The organism is Nostoc sp. T09 (genome assembly GCF_002154695.1).
Lineage (GTDB): Bacteria > Cyanobacteriota > Cyanobacteriia > Cyanobacteriales > Nostocaceae > Aulosira.
The window spans coordinates 26,938-47,627 of sequence record NZ_MTAV01000015.1; the positions used below are offsets into that span (position 1 = coordinate 26,938).

A 20,690-nucleotide genomic window follows, 5' to 3' on the forward strand; every position below is an offset into this window, starting at 1 on the left:
AGACACAGAGACACAAAAGTGAAAAATTCAATATTTTATTTATAATCGTAACAAAATGATTAAACTCGATCAGTTTTTAAAGTTGGTGGGTATAGCCTCAACTGGAGGACAAGCCAAACTAATGATTCTTGATGGTTATGTCAAAGTCAATGGCATAGTTGAAACCCGACGAGGGAGGAAGTTAGTATCAGGAGATCAAGTAACAATAGAAGAGAAAACTTTTGATGTTGGAGAAATAATAGGATAATAGGCTATTCACTTATACTGGCTCAATAAACGACTTATAATCTTGAATTTTGCTAGCCAACCGCGAAGCTAAAAAATCGCTAGACTCCCTCAAAGCTTCATAAATGTGAATGCCTTCTTCTCTATATTTAGTAATTTTTTCTATACTCCAATAATGTGGTGGTGATTGTAAATTACTAATTCTATCTGCTAATTTAACCATCCATATTTCTTTTGGTTGTTGTTTGATTCTTTGTAAGCTATCTTCCATTTGAAGATGTTTGTCTAAATTTTTATCTTTAGTCAATGCAAGTACACCCTTAGCTACTGCTTCACCAAATTCGGCTTCTATTTGCTCATAAGTTGTATGAGTATCTTCGATAGTGTCATGCAAAAGCGCACATTGGATTGCCAGATTTCCGTCGGTTTCTTTCTCCACATTCAAGGCAGCAAGTACTTCCATACTCACAAAACTTAAGTGCATAATGTAAGGTATTTCTGAACCTGGCATCTTTTGCCCTTGGTGTGCTTGTGCTGCAAATTTATAGGCTTTAATATAACTTTCTTGTGACCAATTTTGTTTCATATACAAGCTCTCTCTAATTTAATCATCTGGAAATTGCCAGGATGAAATGCTTTCTACATTTTCGCTACCGCATTTAATACAAGTAGCATCAAATGTTGAATCCATCCACTCATAACTACAAACACGACAATGACAGAAAATATTATTGCGGTTTGCATCTTTTATCCCTTGATGCCATTGTTGTAGTTGGTTCAAATTTTGAAATGGCAAATTATCAGACATGCTAATTAGCCTTTTTATGAGTTCTTGAAAGACAGAGTTCAAAAAATTTGAGCTTAATTTTATGCCATCCAGAGGTGTCTCATGGAACCATTGACCATGAATTATACTTGAGTTCGCTAAAATCTGCGATCGCAAAAATTTTCATAACGATCAGTACTAATCAATCGCATTCTGCCCAATGGGTTAGTGGTTGTCAATCAAAATATTAAACTTATACCATGTACACACCCTTACTCAACCCATAGTAAGAGTGTAATTTTGCATTCAGAGCCTACGATTAAGTATTAGGAAATCAAATTGTAGTAGATGTGCTTTTCCACTCATGGGCTTGGACGCCAAGCCATATCAAGCAGCAGAGTAATGTTGGGGTATTCCTAAACAACTTGAAACTAAGAGTGCTTCATACTGCCAAAATTGATTTTTTCTGAAGTAACAACACTTAAATTTTTTGTGCCTATCTACGCTCTACACAATAGGAAGTTTGACAAAATGCAGAGTTTTCAACTTTTCCATCAATTTAGCAAGTGGCAATTTTCTAAATTACTTGGCCAGGCAGTAGCTTTAGGGATAGGTGCTAGTATTTTATTCTTTAGTTCTAATGCTAATGCTGCCGAGCAAGTTGTTTTGAAGTATGGTAATTTTCAAGGCCCAATCTCTGTGAAAGAATTGAGTCAGTTTGTAGAAACTGGCAAAACTACCCCCACACTGAGGGCTTATTTGCAGGCGGCTCAACAAAACCCTGCAATAGCTCGTAAGGCACTGACAGCTGGAATAAAAGCCGATCGTACCTTATTAAATAACCTACTTTCTAGCTGGGCAGGGCCTATTTTAGTAAACCAAATTGGCGAGGTAGTTCATCCTCCTGCACAGCAATTAGACGCGCAGGCGTTGCGAAGCGCTTTAAGTACATCTATTAGTCAAAATGGTGAAGTTACGCTCCTTGGAGCCATTCGTAACTATCCCAATGCTGCTGTTGAAATTGAAGGCGATCGCCTGATTCCTGTTTATGAACGGTTAAGTAACATGGCGAAAATCTTTAGCTAAACTTAATTTCATGCCAGCTTGAGATAGCTAGTATTGCTTGAAATAGCACATCCAGAGGTAATGTCAACAAAGTCTGTAGCTACTTCAGCTGCATAATTCGTATCTGCAAAACCTAAATTCTATTGCTAACCTATATAGCAATAGATAACAAGATGAAATTTCTCATCAGGCTTACTGGCTTGGCTTTGATAGTTTTTGGTATCAAGGTTTTGGCAAGTAGTGTAATTTTCTCTGGATACTTTATTCCTAGCTTGCCTGCGATCGTTTTAACAATATCAGGAATATTGATTTTAAAGTACGGGGGACAGAATCGTAAGTATGCTTGGCTATTGATTGCTGGTAGTTTGACTTATGCCATCATGAGTAGCGTAATTTTTATTGCTCCGATCTCACTTGTCTCATTTGCCTTGGCATTGATGGCAGTGAGCATGGGCTACACGATGCTCTCCACTGGTAAAGTTAAATTGCAACTATTACCATAGGTGAAGTTAGCTTGCTACTGGCAATCGAAACCAGACTCTGCGGTGTGAACAATTACTATTTCCTTAAAGATGGGTTGGGTTCATTAATGTATCATTTCTCAGTCCAGCATTGACTTGTGGATACCTCAAACAATAATTTTCCTTAACTGAAGTATGTTGTGAATGCTTGACTGCCTGGATTATTTGCAATTAATCTATGTATTGGTTCAACAGAAAGGAGTGTAAATAAGCATACTTAGATACAGGGAGCAAGCAAGTATAAACTACCAGCAAAGTTAAGGATAAACAATTGAAACAACAGCAAATCATCCTGGGAAGCATCACCGCCACCTTATCTGCACTAGCACTTGGATATTTTGGCGTTCAATACTTTGAGAAAACCACCATGTATACAGTTGCTGGCGCAATGCTGGGACTTGGTGCAACTTCACAAGTTACCCAATTCAAGTCAAAATCTAAATTCCAACCGTCAAAGCAATCACCACCACCCTCTTTTCCTTTAACTCCTGTTATTCCAGACTCTCCACAGCCAATACAACCAAATTCTCAGCCAATTGAACAAAAGATTGAGCATCAGATAACTCCTGTTATTCAGGACTCTCCACAGCCAATACAATTAAATTCTCAATCAATTGAACAAAAGATTGAGCATCATATACATCCTGTTATTCAAGATTCTCCACAGCCAATACAACCTAATTCCCAGCCAATCACACAAAAGATTGAGCATCAGATTGAGATTATTGAATCAGACTCTAGTAAAGTATTAATTGCTGAAATTGATCCAATAATTGAACGCTTTGTCACACTAGGTTTGGATGAATTTTAAATTAATAGAGGGCGGCTTTTATCGCCCTCTACGATAATTCATGACTTAAAAATTTAAATTAATTATGCTAGCAAAGTAATTTAATGTTGCTGGATTAGCAGTAATTAATTCTTGCGTTTTAACTTCTTTTTCAGATAAGCGATCGCCTGAATTTACATTCGTTTCTAAACTATCTTCCCAAGTCAACTCTTTAATTCCCAGTAATTTAGCGAAAGCATTGGTTGTCGCTGGAAAATTTAATAGTAATTCTCTAATTTTTAATTCATTATCGCTAAGTGCTGGTGCAGCCTCAACGCGGTTGACTTGTTCTTTAATCTCCAGTTGCGGCTTTGACCATGCAGGAACCCAGTTATTAAAACCAGCCAATGTATTAGGAAAATTACTAGCGGCTTCTTTGATTAATCCTTGCAGAATTTGGGCATGAGGCCGCAGCTTAAGAATTAGGTTTGGTAACCAAGGTAATAAAATTTTGTCGGGAACTGTTGCGAATAATTTACTCAGAAGTTCTACAACAAATTTACTAATGCGGGGTGCAAATGTTAGAGATAAGATAAATCCGTTTAAGTATTCTGGGAAAGATTTAATTAACATTTCATTGTTAATCACATCATTGAAAAATTCCCGAATGTCTTCTAATTTTCTTAATGTCAACAACCATTCAGTTGTCCACAATAAACCAATTTTGGCGGGGTCGTCTAAACCTTGGCTGGATTGTTTGACACCGATTAATAATTGACTGCGGTTACAACCGAGAGATAATGCCAAACTTTCGAGTGTGAAAATAAAATTCAACATCCCGGCGATTTGTTCGGGAGTTGTTCCTCTATCAGCGAAGGCTTGAGGTAGTAATGTCGCGTAATGACCGTAGCCTGTAGTAACAAAACGCTCTATCCATTCCGGTAAGCCTGTGGGTGTGGTGCGATAATAATGTACTAGTCGGCGGACGCGCTCAAATACTTGCGGTGCATCGCTGACTCCAGTTTCTTGTTTGAGGAGAGAAATCGCGTGTTCTCCGAGTTCTTGCGTTAGTCGGAGGCTACGGGCGTATAAAATGCTATCTTCTGTGGCTTTGAGAACATCGCTGGTTTGTGCTTGGGGAGAGAACGCCAACTGCTTGAGACGCTGTTCTAGAACTTGCTCGATGCTCACACCCTCGTAACCGAGCATAATAATATGGCGTTGGTATTTACCGATGCGAATTTCCCAAGATTCTTGAATTGGTTTTGAACCAAGGCTGCGATCGCCCATAATTGGTTTTACAATCGTATCACCTAATAAATAATGCAATCGCCACAGCACATCGGAACAGGGTAGAAGTTCCGGCTGCTGTTTAAAATCCATTAAGGCGCGTTGGTTGGTTTGTGCAAGTAGGTTGACTCCCAGTGGTTGCAGCCTATCGTAAACATCTTGCGCCAGGGGAGGTAAAGAAGCATAACCAACCGTACCAATGCGATCGCCTCCGAGTAAAATTTGGCAAAGTTGGTAAATATTGCGTTTTTTGGGAGTGCGTTCTTTTTCTAGACAAGTTATGGCTGCATCTTGGAAATCGTAGGGTGTGGGATGCATCCGGTTCCGCATCCCCGCTAGCAGCATTGAGGTTTGGTAGATAGCGATGGAGTCGGCGGTACTAGCTAAATAGGCATTTTTTCGCGCTAATCCTACAATATCAGCACACCATTGTAATAACTGTTCCGTATCTGCGGCGGCTAGTTCTGGGGGACGAGTTAAAAAGGCTGTGAGGGTAGAGTTGGTTGCTACAACTGGACTGGGTTTAGCTTTGGTTGCTTTCTCTTCTTTATTTAGAGAAAATTCCTTCAACCCCGTCACCTTGAGATTCTTTTTCCAATTTGCTTCCGCTAGGGACACTGTACCTGCTGGGTGATGAAATTGGTATTCGATAGCAGCAAAACTGGAAGGAATTAAACCGTATAACCATTTAGTTTGGGTGCGTTCAGGTATTTCCCAAACATTATTATTAGTAACGCTGTATTCTTCTACATCGCTAGCTGAGTGAGCTGCACCACATATATATATAGCTTCCGACGGTGCAATATTATTCGCCGCCATGTGTTTTTTCATGCAAGTCCACATATAGCGTTCGCGCTGGCGGTCGATTTCGATATCTTTGTCGCGGGTTCCTAAACGACGCAGTAAGCTACCGATGAGGAACATCACTTGGCGGTAGGTTTCGTAATCTGCACCTATAATTGCTGTTTCCACATACTCATCCCACCATTCGGAAAAGTGGCGGGTATTGGAGTTTCGCAACAAAAAGGTTAAAAATTGGTCAAAAGTCGGAACTAAACTACCTACTTCCACACCAACCGCCGAACCATGCATTTTTGCTTCATCGCTGGCGGGTTCTTCCGATTCCACAACTTTCGTATCAGGAGGTTCCCATTGGAAGACAAAATCAACAGCCCGGTCTACAAATACTAACTCAGTATCTGGGTTTTGCAGCGCAAATGCGATCGCTTGATATTCTGCCGAAGCTTCGGTGATGGGTGCAACCACACTCAACGGCATGATTTTGGGCGAAAAAGTCTCAGATTCGGCGGCGAAGGCTTGTAAAGCGACGGGTAATTTACAATCACGTAAATTCTCGACAGTATTTTGTAAGTCTTCGCATAATTCTAAATAAATTACCTTCGGCGGCTTCTCTCGCAACCGTCGCACCATCTGCAAAGCGGAAGATGGTGAATGATGACACACCGGAAAAATTTCTAGGGGTTCGCTGCTGGCTTTTTCTACGTCTGTTATCAAAGCCGTTAACATTTCGCTTAAAGGTTGAGCATCCGTAGCAAATTTTTCCGCAGCGTTGAGTAGTTGTTCTTGGAGTGAATTGAATGCAGTTGGGAGGTTAACCATAGTTTAGGAGGTTGGCGTAAATAAAGTTAACTCGTGGGGTTCGTCATTTGTCATTTGTCATTAGACATCGGTTCATTGTTGACTGATTTGTGAGTAGGCGTAGCCCGCACTTCGACAAAGTTCAGTGACCATCGTAGACATCGCCTGTTTATTCTGGATTCCTCATAATATAAATACAGCCCATGTCAGAATCGGAGGCTTTATGTCACTGACACTTGAAGATTTAGAAAAAATTCAGCAACAGTACCCCGACTATCGCATGGAACTAGTTAAGGGTAATATTATTGTCATGAGTCCATCAGGATACGAATCAGATGAAGTTGCTGCTGAGATGGTGTCCCAGTTACGTAACTGGGTTAAACCGCGTAAGCTAGGAAGAATAACAGCTTCTAGCGCTGGTTTTAGATTGCCAAACTCAAATTTGCGCGCACCAGATGCTTCATTTGTTTTAGCTGAACGCTTACGTCGCAGCCCCAAATCTTTTGCTCAATTGGCTCCTGATTTAACTGTTGAGGTCAAGTCTCCCAGCGATAATTTAGAGGATATCAGAGGTAAGATTCAAGAATTTCTGAGTTTGGGAACTAAAGTCGGAATTTTGCTTAATCCTGATGAGCAAATTGTGGAAGTTTACAATTTGGGAAAAGAGGTAATTGTACTTCACAATGGCGATGTATTAACGGTTCCCGAACTGCTTCCAGGTTGGGAAGTACCAGTTTCAGATTTATGGCCTTTAGAGTTTGATTGAGAAGGTATCCGCATCGTTTATTCAAATTTCTCCCTGATTTTCTATGATGATTTGGCTAACTGTTCCCTTACCCATTGCCGCACATGACGAATTAAACTTGTTTCACCCATCGTTAAACTTAACTCCAAAAACTTCATCAACACAGCAGCATTAAACATCGGCAACACTAACGACATTTCACGGGGTTGGTAGTCATTATTAACTAAACTCAAAATTGTCAAAATCTCACGATCAAAACGCCACACTTCCGGCACACCCAACGCCGCATAAATCCCCATCCGATTCATTGAACTGCTGGTACTATCAACCTCAATTGCCAAATCTGGAGGTGGATCAATTGTCAAATCAATTACATCTTTACCGCGCACAGCTAACTCATTTTGAATGTAATAACATTCATCTGGTTCTAAACCCTTGCGTAAATCTTCTCGTGTCCAAGTTGTAGAACCTAAACTGCCAATTTCAATTCCTAACTCTTCTGTAGTAACTTCAACAAAACGACCTAATAATCTTTTATAACGTTCGTGTGGTGGTAGCGGCATCATAATCTCCAAAGTTCCATCATCATAAGTCAGTCGCGTTCCAGGTTGTGACTCCAAATCTCGCACTAAATTCTGATAGGTATCCCAGTGAATGCCTTGAAGTATGGTGATGTTTGTAGGTAATGATTTTGCCAAAGGTGTATCGGAAGCGGCAATAGTCATAGTTTTCTCCTTTAGCTCTAAATCTTCAGTTCTTTGAGATATTTTATCCAACAAAGGCAGAGTTTTAGAGATTTAAAATAGCCCCATTGCTTGTTTGCCACCTTCGAGAAAAGCTTCCCATTCACCTTTGTTTTCCTTACTACGCTTCTCCACAACTGCGTGCCAAAACTGATTCATCACCGAAATATCCTCTGGTTGACGACGCACCAAAGTACCTACCAATGACTTTGCTAATGCACTTGCTTCTAAATTAGTCGCGCCAAAAAAACGACTGTGTAAAATCGCATCTTCTAAAACACCGATTTGTTCAGCAGTAGAAAGCGCCGACTCTAAACGCTGGTCATCGGAACTGGCTGCTGCACTGGTTTCGCGCAAATCTGCAAAAGTTTGCAGTAATACATCCAATAACGTTGGCGGCACATCCACCTCAAAGCCGTGACGGTTCATCAACTCCTTGGTACGGAAGAGAATAATTTCTTTTTCCTGCTTCTTATTCGTTACCACAGGCATATGTACAAAATTAAACCGCCGCTTTAATGCTGAAGAAAGTTCATTTACACCCCTATCACGGCTGTTAGCTGTGGCTATGACATTAAATCCTGGTTGAGCAAAAGCTACGTTATCTGTCTTCAGTTCAGGAATCGAAATATACTTTTCACTCAGTATAGATATCAGTGCATCTTGCACATCGGAAGTACAGCGCGTCAATTCCTCAAACCTGCCCATTGCACCGCTATGCATGGCTGTCATAATTGGTGAGGGAATCAAAGAATCACGGGATTGACCAGCCGCAATTACCATCGCTACGTTCCAAGAATACTTAATTTGGTCTTCTGTAGTTCCCGCTGTTCCTTGAACTACATAAGTTGAATTACCAGAAATCGCCGCCGCTAGTAATTCTGCTAGCCAGCTTTTACCCGTACCAGGGTCACCAATCAACAATAAACCCCGGTCAGAAGCTAAAGTGACAATAGCACGTTCTGCGATCGCGCTATCTCCGTACCATTTTTGCTCAATTTGGCGGTCTAGTTTTTGCGATGGTGTACTTCCCAACACAAAAGTCCGTACCATTTGCGGCGACAGTCGCCAAGAAAACGGCTTTGTACCTTTATCAATCGATGCTAAATATTCCAACTCGTCTGCATATTTCATTTCCGCCGGTTGGCGCAGCATTACAGTATTATCTTTTGTGTCGCTGCTTGCACCATTTGTCGTATTACTTTTAGCCTTTGCCATTTTTATCTCCTAATTATTTTCTGTAATTTTTCTCTGCGTTCTCTGCGCCTCTGCGGTTAGAAAATAATTTTTGAACCACAGAGACGCGGGGACACAGAGGTAAGAAGTTAATTAACAATTACTTTTTTTAATTCCTGAATTAACTTCTTCGGACTACTAGTTAAAATTGGCATACCTAACTCCTTCAACTTGTCGCGGAACCATTGATTAACGCTGAAATATCCCGAACTTGTCACCGCCCCCACCGGAATAAAATGTAATCCTGACTCCTTCAACGATTTAATATAGTCAAATAAAACTTGGTCGCTACCACCTTCGTAAAAGTCAGAAATTAACACCAGCGCCGTATTCTTTGGCTCTAAAATCTTTTGTGCGGCTTCTTGCAATGCTGCGTAAATATGCGTTCCCCCACCTAAGTTAGTTCGCAACAGCACTTCAAAGGGGTCATGTACCCAAGCTGTTAAATCAATTACTTGAGTATCAAACGCTAACAAATGCACTTCCACATTGGGAAGTCCGGCAAAAATAGAAGCCAGGATAGTACACTGTACCATCGCATCAACCATTGAACCCGATTGGTCAACGACTACAATCATGCGAGTTGGTGTTTTTTTCTTGGCTGTATGGTGGTAGTACAGTCTATCGACAAATAATCTTTGTTCTTCTGGGTTCCAGTTGGTGAGATTCTTCCAAATTGTCCGCTTTAAATCTAAGTTGCGAAATATCCGCTTTGGTGGTAATGAATAATCAATTTTACCCGCCACTGCTTGCGCTACTTGTAACCGCAGCACTTGGGCTAGTTCGTCTACATACTCCTGAATCAACCTTTTGGCGTTTTTCAGCGCATTTCCTGACAAGTTCGCTTTTTCGCGTAATAATTGTTCCACCAAAGCCATTGATGGCGTTAGTTGACTGGCTAATCTGTCATCTTTGAGAACTTCGTGCAAAGCCATGCGGTGAATTAATTCACCTTCCAAAGCTTTGAGGATGGCGCGTAGTTGTTCTTCTGTAACGGTAAAACCGCCACCGCTACCAGAACCCGCACCCATACCGCCACCATTGTTACCACTACCTTGATTTTGATTACCTGGATTTTTCCCAATACTTGGCCCGTTTCCACGCAAACTTCCTGGTTGACATCCTAAGGCTTGTTCTAAAAATCCTACATCTTTCAACCACTGGGCGTATTGTTGGGCGGTGACAACTCCTGTTTGGGTGTTGGGGCCGAAAGAATTTAGCAGTAATTTGGAGAAAACTAAGGCGCGGCGGAGGGTGGCGGTTTCTGCTTTGGTTGCTGTGTCGTCTTGAGGAATAATTGGATTCTTAAAATCTGCTTCTAATTCTGGGTAGCGGTGCAGTAAGTTTTCAATACTAATATTAGGGTCGAGGATTAATTGCGGTAAACTCAACTCGCTGACAACTTCAGTCGCCATGTGTTCAAAATTTGCACCCTGTTCGCTGAAGCCAAACATACTGGTTAGCAAGCGCCAGTATACAACTTGACGGCGTTGGGAAATTTGCTCTGTATCCATGATTTTTTCCTCAACCCTTACGCAGTAGTCGGCTAGAACGTTCTTGCAGAATTCCCACGACGCTACCTTTGATTGAATCTTTCTTGGAAATTACTGACGCTGCGGTTTGTCCTGTATATATTGTTTTGTTTTTAACTGTCACCGCTAAAGGTTGAACTGTCCATTTCCCTGCATCAAAGCGCAATAGGCCGAAGATTTGCTGAGATTTGGCGATCGCATCTAAATTGAGTTCTGATAAACTGCTGATACGTTCGGTGGCAATGCTAAGTTCTCCTGCATCACCCCAATTTAAAACTATATCTTCATCATTTTTGATGACTTTATACTTACTGAGAAATATCGGTTCGGCAAGTTGGATGGGATGGCGATCGCTCGCTGCAACTGTAGAATAAACTAGGCTATTCGCTGGGTTCTCAGCGAAAAATTTCTCTGCACGCTGCATCAAATTATAATTTTGACCAAGTTCTGCTTTACCTTGCCACAGTAAATCTCCGGTGGGCAGCAAAGGTACATCTTTGATTTGCAGTATCCGAGTTTGCGCGAAAGCATCAAGCAAAGCAGTTGCATTGGGAAATAATAACCAAATTTGCTCGTTATTGATTGCATCTACTTTGTAAGCTGACTGGGTAACTCGCACCAACTGAGTTTGATTATTTGCATCTAACAACCCGTAAGCTGTAAAGCTAACTAAATTCGCGTGTTGGCGTAAATCTAAACCTAAAATTTCTAAGTTTCCCGATATTGGCTGCGATTTTGGTAAATTAGGCGATCGCAAAGTCCCTACCATCGCCTGCATCCACAAATCAACCCAACGGTATGCAGGAATTGCTTGGCTATCAACAACCGGGACATTACGCATCAATTCATTAAAATATCCCGTCAGTATTGCAGCTTGTCGTATTAATAAAGGTTCCGCTTGAATTTGTTCCAGCGTCCCCGCAAAATGAACCAAGGTTGCTGTATCCAAACGTCCATACCCGACTAAAGCAAGTTCCATTAACCAGTGACGCACACTTGCTAATAGAACATTGACATTATTCGGTGCTTCGCTGGATTCTTCCAACTGCGCTTCAGCTATTTCCCCACGCCCTAACAAACTTCGCACTTGAGATTGTAATGTATCAAATAGCGCTCCTTGAATTGAAGCGCGGGCACTAGCTAAAACGGAAAAATGCTTATCTACAAACTCATTGGAGCTAATTGCCACAACAGCATTAGCCAATGATTGCTGTAGTGGTGTGCCAGTAAATACCCGAACTAAACCCTGCAAAGTCTGGAGATGTTGATCGTCTAGATTGGCAAAGCCAGTAATAAAACACTCATCTAAACCAGCAATCAACTCTAATACTACTTGATTGCTTTCGCCTAATGGATGCAACGCGCCAGGAAAAGCCATGATTATATGAACCAACTCATTTCAGGTAGCGGAGAATTTGACGTTTCCAATTCCAGGTAGCGTAGGTAATTTAAAAAGCGGCTGAAAACTTCACTTGCAGGCTCTTTTTTTACCGTACCGCGACGGTTGATAATGTCAACAAGAGAATTAATCTGGCTAACATCACCCGGAACTTTGAGATAATTGATTACTTGGTCAATACCGTAAGCTGCGATCGCTTCCTTCATCACAGCTTGCAAATGCTTACAGGGATAGCCTCCCAAACCCCCACAAGGACGGTTATTATTTGTACTGCAATAAAAATCTAGCGTCCCCGTTTCAAAAAAAGAAACGTAAACCCTTTCAATATCAGAACCGCTAGAAACAACTCCTTGCAATCGATTATTGAATAGCTCAACAAAGGGAACCTGCTTAATATCCCGCTTTGTCGCAGCATTTTTCTGGCTGGAAGCTAGAAACGATGAATCAGGCATAACGTAATTAATCCCAATTTGGCGAAACTTTGAAATCGTCAAATAATCCGTGAGAACGTTAGCAAAATCTATGATTTAAAATCGAGAATCCAACATGATATTAGCCCACTTACCATGCTCATCTGTAAATTTTACATATAGCCACCATAAAAATACGTAAATTCCTGTCTCTTTGCAAAAGTTATTATTTGGGCGGAATGGCAATAGGCGATGTCTAGCTTACGCACTTGCAAATCTAAAATCTCTAAGGAAAACGCATCTAAAAATCAAGCACTCGCTTTCTAGCTTGTTTTATGCTTACGAGTCCTTGTTAAAAAACTTTGAGAGTAGCCATAATTTTTGATTGGATTTGACCCAACATAAATTGGAATTACCGAGTATCACCTCAGCTTTCCTATTACTCTAAGTAGATAAAAATAGGAAATCAAAAAAAGCAATAACGGTCAACTATCAATACTGACAGCCAATTGCAATCAAAAGTAGTATATGTCATTGCCACCCTAACGCTTTGTAGGGCAACAATCTCATCAATTTTTAGATAATAAAACAGATAGTAACTTAGTAGAGATTTAAGTCAATTTATAAAAGATATTAGGATCTAAATCAGGAGGAAATGCAAAAACTTCTTTACCTGATAAAATTATTGTTTTTTGGTAAAGTGCAACTGCTTTTAACAGATAACAGTGCTTAATTGGCACCCATTGTTCATCATTGTGAAAATAGATGACAACACGTTCTGATGAGTACTTTTCTAGTGGTAAAGAAGTTTTCCAAGGAGAAATCATTTTTTGTTACTAAAGAAAGTTTTAAATAATACATTAATAGTAATTATAAAATGAGTATTTTCTGGATTATAATTAGCAAAACTATCTAAAGTAGCAATTTATATATATCAAAAGACGTAAATTTAAGCTGTTGTTAAATGATATATATTTGGCAACCTAACTAAGTAGCTTGAATTAATATAGCAATCCGATTTGATTACTGAAATTATTTACGTAGGGAGGGAACAGGGAACAGGGAACAGGGAAGAAGGAATAAAAGTGTACTGAGTTTTTTTCAAAAATCAAATATGAGTCCTATATAATAACTACTTATTTAAAGATTGTGTTCCTTACCAATTAATATCTTTTTGCAGTTTGGTATTTGCATCGCTCTGCAATGTTAATGCATCGCCCTGCAATGTTAATGCATCAACCTGCAATGCTAATGCATCGCCCTGCAATGTTAATGCATCGACTTGCAATGTTAATGCATCGACTTGCAATGTTAATGCATCGACTGCAATGCAAATGCATCGACAGACAAATTATATTGCCCGCAAGCTTCTAGCCTGCGGGCGGTTGTTGAGTGTCCGAGAGAACTATATTTTTGCCAGTGTTAACAAGGACATCATGGATGTTATTCTGTTGGCACCCAAGTGGCTTGTTGAACAAGCGATCGCACTGCTTCGACAATGGCATCGGCATCAATGTGGGCGGCATGAAGTAGTTCTTCAGGAGTGCCCGATCCTGGCATATCCTGTACTGCTAGCTTGACAAAGTTTAGTGGCAATTCACCATAGCTGGGAGCAGCACCTACACCTACAAAAGCATCAAGAACAGCAGCACCTAGCCCGCCTTCACTCCAGTGGTCTTCTACTACAACGAGTTTGCCATCGGTGTCACGGGCGGCTTGGTGTAGGGTTACAGCATCAATTGGCTTGAGAGAGTAAGCATCGATGATACGCACTGCAATGTCTTCCTGTTTCAGGCGATCGTAAGCTTTGAGAGCTTCATGTACTGTAATCCCGGCTGCAATCACTGCAACTTGATCGCGATCGGAACTGCGAACGACTTTGCTACCACCAACTGCAAAATCTTCATCAGCCTGATAGAGAACAGGTGTGCTTTCACGGGTTGTCCGCAGATAGACAATGCCATCAAGATCTACCATTTCGGCTACAAGTTTGGCGGTTTGATTAGCATCGCAGGGGTAAAGCACGGTGCTGCTCCAAACTGCGCGCAAACAAGCTAAATCTTCCAATGCCATTTGGGAAGGGCCATCTTGACCAATTGAAACTCCCGCATGGGAACCAACAAGTTTAATATCAGCACGAGAGATCGCAGCCATGCGGATAAAATCGTAAGCTCGACTTAAGAACGCTGCAAAGGTGGAAGCAAAAGGTTTGTATTGGCGCACTTGTAATCCTACTGCTGCGGCTACCATTTGCTGCTCGGCAATGTACATCTCAAAATAGCGATCGGGGTAAGCTTTGGCAAACTCTTCGGCGTAGGTGGAGTTGCTCACTTCTCCATCTAAAGCAACCACATCCGGTCGAGATGCGCCTAAAGCTTTCAAAGCATCCCCGTAAGCTTTACGAGTTGCAACTAAATCACCTTCTTGGTAAACGGGAAGCTGGAGAGCATGAGTTTGAGCAGTTGTAGCTGTTTGAACCTCCGAGTTCGGTTGTTCAACCTGAATAATTATTTGGCGTTCTCCTCCCAATTCAGCGATCGCATTCTTGGCGTCATCGGGTTTTAATGCTTTACCATGCCAACCGCCAATATCTTCTAAATGGGCCACACCCTTACCCTTCTTTGTCCGAGCCACAATAAGTGTGGGAAAATCGAGGTTATCAACTGCTTCTGCGTAGGCTTGGTCAATCTCTTCTAAGTTGTGACCGTCGATTTCAATAGCCTTCCAGCCAAAAGCCCGAGCGCGATCGCAGTAAACTTGAGTGTTGCAACCTAACATTGTTTCGCCGCGCTGCCCCAAGCGGTTGACATCAAGGATGGCGATTAAATTTGCCAGTTTGTAGTGTGTGGCGTGTTCAAAAGCTTCCCAAATTGAACCTTCTGCCATTTCACTATCCCCAAGCAAAACCCAAGTATGATATGGTAGCTTGTCTAAATATTCGCCAGCTAAAGCAACGCCAACGGCGATGGGTAATCCTTGACCAAGTGAACCAGTTGCCACATCTGCCCAAGGTAGTACTGGGGTGGGATGCCCTTCTAAGCGACTGCCATACTTTCGCAGTGACATCAACTCGCGATCGTCAATTACTCCTGCCGCGCGATACATTGCATACAATAGCGGTGCTGCGTGTCCTTTTGAGAAGATGAGGTGGTCGTTGTTGCGATCGCGTGGATTGCTGAAGTCGTAGCGGAGATACTTCGCCAGCAACACTGCCATCAAGTCAGCAGCAGACATAGAAGAAGTGGGATGACCCGATCCGGCAGCCGTGGTAGCACGAATACTATCAACCCGCAATTGTTGTGCTAACTCATGCCATGCTTGCAATTGTTCAACGGTAGCCATGATTAATCTCCTACAAAAATAGGGGCTAGGGGATGAGAAATCTTCACATTCAGAGAAAGAGCTTAGAGCCAGGTTGAATACGCCTCAGAAAGCACGCAATGATTTCAGTACTTGCCTTTTTGAGTCTGTCTTTTAAATTTATGTGTTGCATATTTAGCCTTTAACAACACAATTGCTATCTCAAAACTTTGAATTTCTGACTTATCCTAAATAACGAAAATAATCTTCATTCTCTGAATTTAGCTAATACCAATTCACGAAAATCCTGATCCACATAAATTTTTCGTAGGGGTTTAGCATTGCTAAACCCGGAAGCGCGTATTTGTATCATTATTTAGGTGAAATGGTATAAGAATAAGAATCCTAAATTATTTGTGAAAAACTTAAGCAGTGTATGGTTGACAGCGCCCACCATATTTACTTGTATTTCAAAAATCAATAGGAAGCCCATCGCATACACATCGTAGTTAAGAGGTGCGATTGTTTCCTCTAACAAATGGTAGAGTAATCAGGTATAAATTCTCTAATTAAGCAAATACCCAGCAAATCCAAATCAACTTACAGAAATATCCTCATTGCTTAAGCATTCCTGTCTGTAAACAACTTTAGATGGAGCAAGCCAGATTAATGTTTAATAAATTATGTAATAAAAATTACTATTAAAAACACAAATAGGTTAAAGATTAATAGTAAAAGTAGCAAGCTCATTCTTAACCTCAAAATCTTCAGAATGAATGAGCTATAGAGCAATACAGTTCAGATAAGCCTGTTTTTTCTCCCCTTCCTGTTCCCTGTTCCCTGTTCCCTGTTCCCTCGCCTCCACACAGGAATTTTCTTAACTTAACCGTATAGAGCTAATTACCACAACATCATCGGCAAACCAGCAATTACAGAAGCAATACCTGTCCAAATCGAAAAGCGCCCAATATCTGCTTCATCTAATGCAACGCCCATTTGAGCGATCGCTGCCAATAATGCTGCCAATATAACTATAAACAAGCTGGCATATCCCAAGTTAATCATGATTCATCCTCATCATTTCATGACATTTCTGGCTTTTCAGAGTATTTGCATTTCAAATAATCAATACTCTAACCTCATAAAATAATGGCAATTATTTTCTCTAACTTCTGCTATACGGATGGCAAATTCTCTATTTCTTTCTATTTAAAGAAAGAGATTGATGTTAAGTTAAGTTAGTGGTGATTAGCACAAAAATTCTAGAAACTAGCGTTAAGAAGCAGGCTGTTATTTAGGTATCAAGAATGGCACATAATCATAGTCATAGTCATAATCATCATCATCATGAACATGGCACTAATAACTACAGCCGCGCTTTCATGATTGGTACTATCCTGAATTTGGGATTTGTAATTATTGAAGCAGTTTATGGGTACTTAGCTCACTCTTTAGCGCTGCTTGCTGATGCAGGTCACAATATGAGTGATGTATTAGGATTGCTACTTGCTTGGGGCGCAAGTTTTCTTGGTAGCCGACCCCCAAGCCAACGCTATACCTATGGTCTGCGACGTTCCTCGATTTTAGCGGCTTTAATTAATGCGATCGCGCTTTTGTTAGTCATGGGCGGAATTGCTTGGGAAGCAGTGCAACGCTTTCACAGTCCTGCATCCGTAGGAGGAAGTACAGTCATCGCTGTTGCGATGGTAGGAATTGTCATCAATACAATCACTGCTTTGATGTTTATGTCAGGTCGCAAACATGACTTAAACATTCGCGGCGCATTCTTACACATGGCTGCTGATGCTGGAGTTTCTTTAGGAGTTGTCTTAGCTGGGATCGCCATTGTTTTCACAGGCTGGTTGTGGTTTGACCCAGTTGTGAGCTTGATTATCGTTGCTGTGGTGGTATTTGGAACTTGGCAATTGTTGAAAGATTCGGTGAATTTAGCATTAGATGCCGTCCCAGAGGGAATTGAACCATTAGCAGTTCAAACTTATCTATCAGAACTTCCTGGTGTTACCCAAATTCACGATTTACACATTTGGGCAATGAGTACAACTGAAACAGCCTTAACTGCTCACTTAGTGATGTCCTCTGGTCATCCCGGTGATGATTTTTTAGTCCATACTTGTAAAGAACTGCACGACCATTTCGGCATTGAACATTCTACTTTACAAATAGAAATTGGCGATTCCAATCAAACCTGTGCTTTGGCTTCTCACCATAGAGTCTGAGCTTACGGCTGGGTATTAGTTGGCGATGGCAGTGGTTCAGGTCTTACTGTTAATTGCAAAGTCTGCCCATTACGTTGCACTTCGATAGGCAAGTTGCTACCTATGCCACTGTTTTGAAGTATTTGTTGAATTTCATCAGCGGTGGTAACTGATTGATTGTTTATTCTTTGGATGACATCTCCTGCACGCAATCCGGCTCTATCAGCTGGAGAACGAGGAACAACACGAGCAATTAAAATTCCTTGGTCTGCTTGGATGCGAATATTAGTATTAGGAGAATTATTGAGTCTTTGTTTTATTTCCGGTGTTAAAGCTAGCATTTCAATCCCTAAATACGGATATTCAACTTTGCCCTTACTAATCAATTGCTGACTAATTCTTTGAGCCGTGTCGATAGGTATAGCAAAACCAATACCTTCAGCACCTTGAATAATTGCTGTGTTAATTCCTATTACTTGACCGCGCGCGTTGAGTAGAGGCCCGCCTGAATTGCCAGGATTAATAGCTGCATCAGTTTGAATATAGCTAGCAGGTCTGGTAGAAGAAAGATTTAAAGAACGGTTAATCGCACTAATTACACCGACGGTTACAGTTTGTTGCAAACCCAAGGGATTACCAATTGCGATCGCCCATTGTCCTGGTCGCACTGAGTCAGAATTTGCGATTTCTACTGTTGGAAGATTATTACCAGGAATCTGTACAACGGCAACATCGCTTACAGGATCATTACCCAACACTTTGCCTTGAACAGTACGACCATCAGAAAATGACACCGTTACTGTATCAGCATTGTTGACAACGTGAGCGTTGGTAAGAATTCGCCCATTAGGATCGATAACAAAACCCGAACCAAGACCGCGCACAACTCGCTCTTGAGGCTGTGTTGGTATAGCTTCACCAAAAAACCGCCGCAAGAATGGATCGTTCAACCCACCGGGTAGCTGTGGCGCTTGAGTTGTCACAGTTCGAGAAGTATTAATTTGAACTACTGCTGGTTCTACTTTTTCCACGACTGTAACCACAAAGTTGTTATCTTCGGCAGTTGGGGTAAGAGAGCGATCGCTTTGATTAGCTGTCTGTTGAACTGTGGGTGTTGGGGTAGAACCAACCAAAGGACTAACTTCTCTAGATACATCTGTTGTACAACTACTCAAAAATCCGGCTGTTATTCCTAAGCAAGGTACTAGTAAGTAAGTTATTGGTTGTTGAAAAAAAAGCTTGATGATTGATACTGTTTGCTTAGTTGACAAACTGCTCAAATTTGATGAATTCGACCCCAAATATTTTGCTTGATGGTGCATATTTTTAGTAGATATCAATGATTAATTTTTGTTATAAATACAATGCAAATCTCACTTGTTTAATTTGGTGTTCTCATTGTCCGTCGATTTCAGAATCTACCTTGCCGTTCCCATCATTAGAAGAACGCATTTGAGCAAGCAACCTTAGAGAATCACTGATCCGGCGAGGTTTGGGTAATTCACCTTTTCCTGCTGGCCATCCTTCACGCTGACGGGAACGATTGCCATCTGTCTCTTCGGTTTGGTCATGAAATAAAATCTGTGTTGTGGGAAAAGGTAAGTCTATGCCGTTTTCGACGAGCTTTTTCTTAATTGCAGATAGTACGCGATCGCGTGAAGCTAGATCATCTGCCCTACGTGGTGGTTTAATCCACCAGCGTGCGCGAATATTAACAGAACTTTCAGCTAGTTCCATCACCAATACATCAGGAGCGGGGTCTTGTAATACCTCATCTACGCTATGCATTGCTTCTAAAATTAATTGCTTGGCTCGGTCGATATCGTCGCCATAACCAATACCGACATCGTATTGTAAACGGCGGCTGTCAAAAGCAGTATTTACGGTTATAGAATTGGTGAACAACTCAGAGTTAGGAATCACAATTCGGCGACCATCGTAGGTTTTGATCGTTGTCGCGCGTGTTTCGATATTTTCTACAGTTCCCTCAAAATTTTTAAAGACGATCTGATCATCTATTCGGAACGGTTCAGTTAGCAGAATTAAAATCCCAGCTAAGAAGTTTTGCAAAATATCACGGAAAGCAAAACCAATTGCTACCCCGCTAATTCCCAACAGTTGTACTAAATCACCTGCTCTAAATGTGGGGATAACAATCGATAAAGCCACAAATAGACCTACCAGAATTGTTGTACCCTGTGCTAACCTTCCCAGCACTAATCCTAGATTTCTAGCGTAGCGACGGTTACGAGTTAATCGTTTAACTGATTTCTTAATTGCTCCTGCAATCAAGAAAAATATGAGAAAAACAATTAACGCTAGCACAAGCTTAGGTAACAGTGTAACAAATCCATTGATCATGGATTGAACTTCTTTCCAGGCTAATGATATCTCTGCACTCACGATCGTTACTTACTCATCATTAATTACGAAACTAGCAAATTTTTTTGATTTGGATTTTTATTAACACCAAGTTCAAGCTTTTATCGTTGAATTCTCTACCATTTTTTCTCTTCAGACAATTACAGATGTGTCTCAACCTGTGCAATTACTATCGTTATCTTAATAGTAAGAAGCAAGCGCTAAGGTGATTCTCTAAATTAAAGATTATGGCAAGAAGTGAACAGAGCTAATGACTTGCTAATTCTCAACCGAGTTTACTAAGAACAAAAGCTGCCAGAAACCCAAAGACGACGATTAATCCTGCAAAATCATGGGCTTGTTCAAAGGCTTCTGGAATCATGGTGTCTGTGATCATTGCCAAAATCGCACCTGCGGCCACAGCAGTAGTTGCGGCGATAACTTCTGCTGAGAAGTGATACCAATTTAAATGGTGTTTAGGGCAAATAGGGCATCGAGAATGAAGGAATATCC

At 41.1% G+C, this 20,690-nt stretch carries 20 protein-coding genes and 1 pseudogene; 6 read left to right on the top strand and 15 right to left on the bottom strand.

Annotation, left to right across the window (positions count from 1 at the left end; translation table 11 throughout):
* Positions 1–55: 55 nt before the first annotated feature.
* Entirely contained in the window at positions 56–247 is a 192-nt protein-coding gene (locus BV372_RS05250) for an RNA-binding S4 domain-containing protein (protein ID WP_086684226.1), read from the top strand.
* A 12-nt stretch (positions 248–259) separates the two neighbouring features.
* Here the strand turns inward: BV372_RS05250 and BV372_RS05255 are convergent, their stop codons facing one another.
* Positions 260–811, bottom strand: a complete 552-nt coding sequence (locus BV372_RS05255; protein ID WP_086684228.1) for an HD domain-containing protein — start codon at positions 809–811, stop codon at positions 260–262.
* Between the two features lie 18 nt (positions 812–829).
* A complete protein-coding gene (locus BV372_RS05260; RefSeq protein WP_086684231.1) occupies positions 830–1,033 on the bottom strand; it encodes a hypothetical protein in 204 nt (67 codons plus the stop codon).
* Positions 1,034–1,522: 489 nt separating this feature from the next.
* Here BV372_RS05260 and BV372_RS05265 point away from each other — a divergent pair, with 489 nt between their 5' ends.
* From BV372_RS05265 to BV372_RS05275, 3 genes are all read left to right on the top strand, one after another.
* Complete coding sequence (locus BV372_RS05265) at positions 1,523–2,077, top strand: alpha/beta hydrolase (protein ID WP_086684234.1); 555 nt, start codon at positions 1,523–1,525, stop codon at positions 2,075–2,077.
* 152 nt (positions 2,078–2,229) lie between these two features.
* Positions 2,230–2,559, top strand: a complete 330-nt coding sequence (locus tag BV372_RS05270; protein ID WP_086684237.1) for a hypothetical protein — start codon at positions 2,230–2,232, stop codon at positions 2,557–2,559.
* A 289-nt stretch (positions 2,560–2,848) separates the two neighbouring features.
* Positions 2,849–3,388, top strand: coding sequence for a hypothetical protein (locus BV372_RS05275; protein ID WP_086684240.1), 540 nt, complete (start codon positions 2,849–2,851; stop codon positions 3,386–3,388).
* 45 nt (positions 3,389–3,433) lie between these two features.
* Here BV372_RS05275 and BV372_RS05280 read toward each other — a convergent pair whose 3' ends face one another.
* Positions 3,434–6,256 (bottom strand): DUF5682 family protein, encoded by a 2,823-nt coding sequence (locus BV372_RS05280; protein WP_086684243.1) that lies wholly within the window; start codon positions 6,254–6,256, stop codon positions 3,434–3,436.
* A gap of 202 nt (positions 6,257–6,458) precedes the next feature.
* On the opposite strand from BV372_RS05280, the gene BV372_RS05285 reads away from it, so the two are divergent.
* Positions 6,459–7,001 carry a Uma2 family endonuclease gene (locus BV372_RS05285; RefSeq protein ID WP_086684246.1) on the top strand — a complete coding sequence of 181 codons (543 nt, stop codon included), beginning with the start codon at positions 6,459–6,461 and terminating at the stop codon, positions 6,999–7,001.
* A gap of 41 nt (positions 7,002–7,042) precedes the next feature.
* Here the strand turns inward: BV372_RS05285 and BV372_RS05290 are convergent, their stop codons facing one another.
* From BV372_RS05290 to BV372_RS36000, 9 genes are all read right to left on the bottom strand, one after another.
* Complete coding sequence (locus tag BV372_RS05290) at positions 7,043–7,705, bottom strand: Uma2 family endonuclease (RefSeq protein ID WP_086684249.1); 663 nt, start codon at positions 7,703–7,705, stop codon at positions 7,043–7,045.
* Between the two features lie 72 nt (positions 7,706–7,777).
* The gene (locus BV372_RS05295) at positions 7,778–8,941 is read right to left on the bottom strand and encodes an AAA family ATPase (protein ID WP_218776682.1); all 1,164 of its coding nucleotides are present in this window, start codon (positions 8,939–8,941) and stop codon (positions 7,778–7,780) included.
* A gap of 107 nt (positions 8,942–9,048) precedes the next feature.
* A complete protein-coding gene (locus BV372_RS05300; RefSeq protein WP_086684253.1) occupies positions 9,049–10,473 on the bottom strand; it encodes a VWA domain-containing protein in 1,425 nt (474 codons plus the stop codon).
* Positions 10,474–10,483: 10 nt separating this feature from the next.
* Positions 10,484–11,869: a hypothetical protein gene (locus BV372_RS05305; protein WP_086684257.1), complete on the bottom strand. Its 1,386-nt coding sequence runs from the start codon at positions 11,867–11,869 to the stop codon at positions 10,484–10,486.
* A gap of 2 nt (positions 11,870–11,871) precedes the next feature.
* Positions 11,872–12,342 carry a hypothetical protein gene (locus BV372_RS05310; RefSeq protein WP_086684260.1) on the bottom strand — a complete coding sequence of 157 codons (471 nt, stop codon included), beginning with the start codon at positions 12,340–12,342 and terminating at the stop codon, positions 11,872–11,874.
* A gap of 569 nt (positions 12,343–12,911) precedes the next feature.
* Positions 12,912–13,127: a hypothetical protein gene (locus tag BV372_RS05315; protein ID WP_086684262.1), complete on the bottom strand. Its 216-nt coding sequence runs from the start codon at positions 13,125–13,127 to the stop codon at positions 12,912–12,914.
* Between the two features lie 329 nt (positions 13,128–13,456).
* Positions 13,457–13,609 (bottom strand): hypothetical protein, encoded by a 153-nt coding sequence (locus BV372_RS35995; protein ID WP_179197982.1) that lies wholly within the window; start codon positions 13,607–13,609, stop codon positions 13,457–13,459.
* 134 nt (positions 13,610–13,743) lie between these two features.
* Positions 13,744–15,642, bottom strand: a complete 1,899-nt coding sequence (locus tag BV372_RS05320) for a transketolase (protein WP_086684266.1) — start codon at positions 15,640–15,642, stop codon at positions 13,744–13,746.
* A gap of 858 nt (positions 15,643–16,500) precedes the next feature.
* Positions 16,501–16,665, bottom strand: coding sequence for a hypothetical protein (locus BV372_RS36000; protein WP_179197983.1), 165 nt, complete (start codon positions 16,663–16,665; stop codon positions 16,501–16,503).
* A gap of 242 nt (positions 16,666–16,907) precedes the next feature.
* Here BV372_RS36000 and BV372_RS05325 point away from each other — a divergent pair, with 242 nt between their 5' ends.
* On the top strand, positions 16,908–17,837 hold the full coding sequence (locus BV372_RS05325) for a cation diffusion facilitator family transporter (protein ID WP_086684268.1): 930 nt from the start codon (positions 16,908–16,910) through the stop codon (positions 17,835–17,837).
* 2 nt (positions 17,838–17,839) lie between these two features.
* Here the strand turns inward: BV372_RS05325 and BV372_RS05330 are convergent, their stop codons facing one another.
* The 3 genes and pseudogenes from BV372_RS05330 to BV372_RS36005 form a co-directional block, all read right to left on the bottom strand.
* Positions 17,840–19,153: an HhoA/HhoB/HtrA family serine endopeptidase gene (locus BV372_RS05330; RefSeq protein ID WP_373270744.1), complete on the bottom strand. Its 1,314-nt coding sequence runs from the start codon at positions 19,151–19,153 to the stop codon at positions 17,840–17,842.
* A 58-nt stretch (positions 19,154–19,211) separates the two neighbouring features.
* Positions 19,212–20,219 carry a mechanosensitive ion channel family protein gene (locus BV372_RS05335; protein ID WP_086684271.1) on the bottom strand — a complete coding sequence of 336 codons (1,008 nt, stop codon included), beginning with the start codon at positions 20,217–20,219 and terminating at the stop codon, positions 19,212–19,214.
* Positions 20,220–20,463: 244 nt separating this feature from the next.
* Positions 20,464–20,690: pseudogene (locus BV372_RS36005) on the bottom strand (hypothetical protein); the annotation flags it as partial.

Excerpts from the sequence above, each read along its gene's own strand:
- BV372_RS05260 (WP_086684231.1), bottom strand. The coding sequence starts at position 1,033 with ATGTCTGATAATTTGCCATTTCAAAATTTGAACCAACTACAACAATGG.
- BV372_RS05325 (WP_086684268.1), top strand. The coding sequence starts at position 16,908 with ATGGCACATAATCATAGTCATAGTCATAATCATCATCATCATGAACAT.
- BV372_RS05265 (WP_086684234.1), top strand. The coding sequence starts at position 1,523 with ATGCAGAGTTTTCAACTTTTCCATCAATTTAGCAAGTGGCAATTTTCT.
- BV372_RS05320 (WP_086684266.1), bottom strand. The coding sequence starts at position 15,642 with ATGGCTACCGTTGAACAATTGCAAGCATGGCATGAGTTAGCACAACAA.
- BV372_RS05255 (WP_086684228.1), bottom strand. The coding sequence starts at position 811 with ATGAAACAAAATTGGTCACAAGAAAGTTATATTAAAGCCTATAAATTT.
- BV372_RS05315 (WP_086684262.1), bottom strand. The coding sequence starts at position 13,127 with ATGATTTCTCCTTGGAAAACTTCTTTACCACTAGAAAAGTACTCATCA.
- BV372_RS05250 (WP_086684226.1), top strand. The coding sequence starts at position 56 with ATGATTAAACTCGATCAGTTTTTAAAGTTGGTGGGTATAGCCTCAACT.
- BV372_RS05295 (WP_218776682.1), bottom strand. The coding sequence starts at position 8,941 with ATGGCAAAGGCTAAAAGTAATACGACAAATGGTGCAAGCAGCGACACA.
- BV372_RS05270 (WP_086684237.1), top strand. The coding sequence starts at position 2,230 with ATGAAATTTCTCATCAGGCTTACTGGCTTGGCTTTGATAGTTTTTGGT.
- BV372_RS05300 (WP_086684253.1), bottom strand. The coding sequence starts at position 10,473 with ATGGATACAGAGCAAATTTCCCAACGCCGTCAAGTTGTATACTGGCGC.
- BV372_RS36000 (WP_179197983.1), bottom strand. The coding sequence starts at position 16,665 with ATGATTAACTTGGGATATGCCAGCTTGTTTATAGTTATATTGGCAGCA.
- BV372_RS05285 (WP_086684246.1), top strand. The coding sequence starts at position 6,459 with ATGTCACTGACACTTGAAGATTTAGAAAAAATTCAGCAACAGTACCCC.
- BV372_RS05305 (WP_086684257.1), bottom strand. The coding sequence starts at position 11,869 with ATGGCTTTTCCTGGCGCGTTGCATCCATTAGGCGAAAGCAATCAAGTA.
- BV372_RS05290 (WP_086684249.1), bottom strand. The coding sequence starts at position 7,705 with ATGACTATTGCCGCTTCCGATACACCTTTGGCAAAATCATTACCTACA.
- BV372_RS05310 (WP_086684260.1), bottom strand. The coding sequence starts at position 12,342 with ATGCCTGATTCATCGTTTCTAGCTTCCAGCCAGAAAAATGCTGCGACA.
- BV372_RS05280 (WP_086684243.1), bottom strand. The coding sequence starts at position 6,256 with ATGGTTAACCTCCCAACTGCATTCAATTCACTCCAAGAACAACTACTC.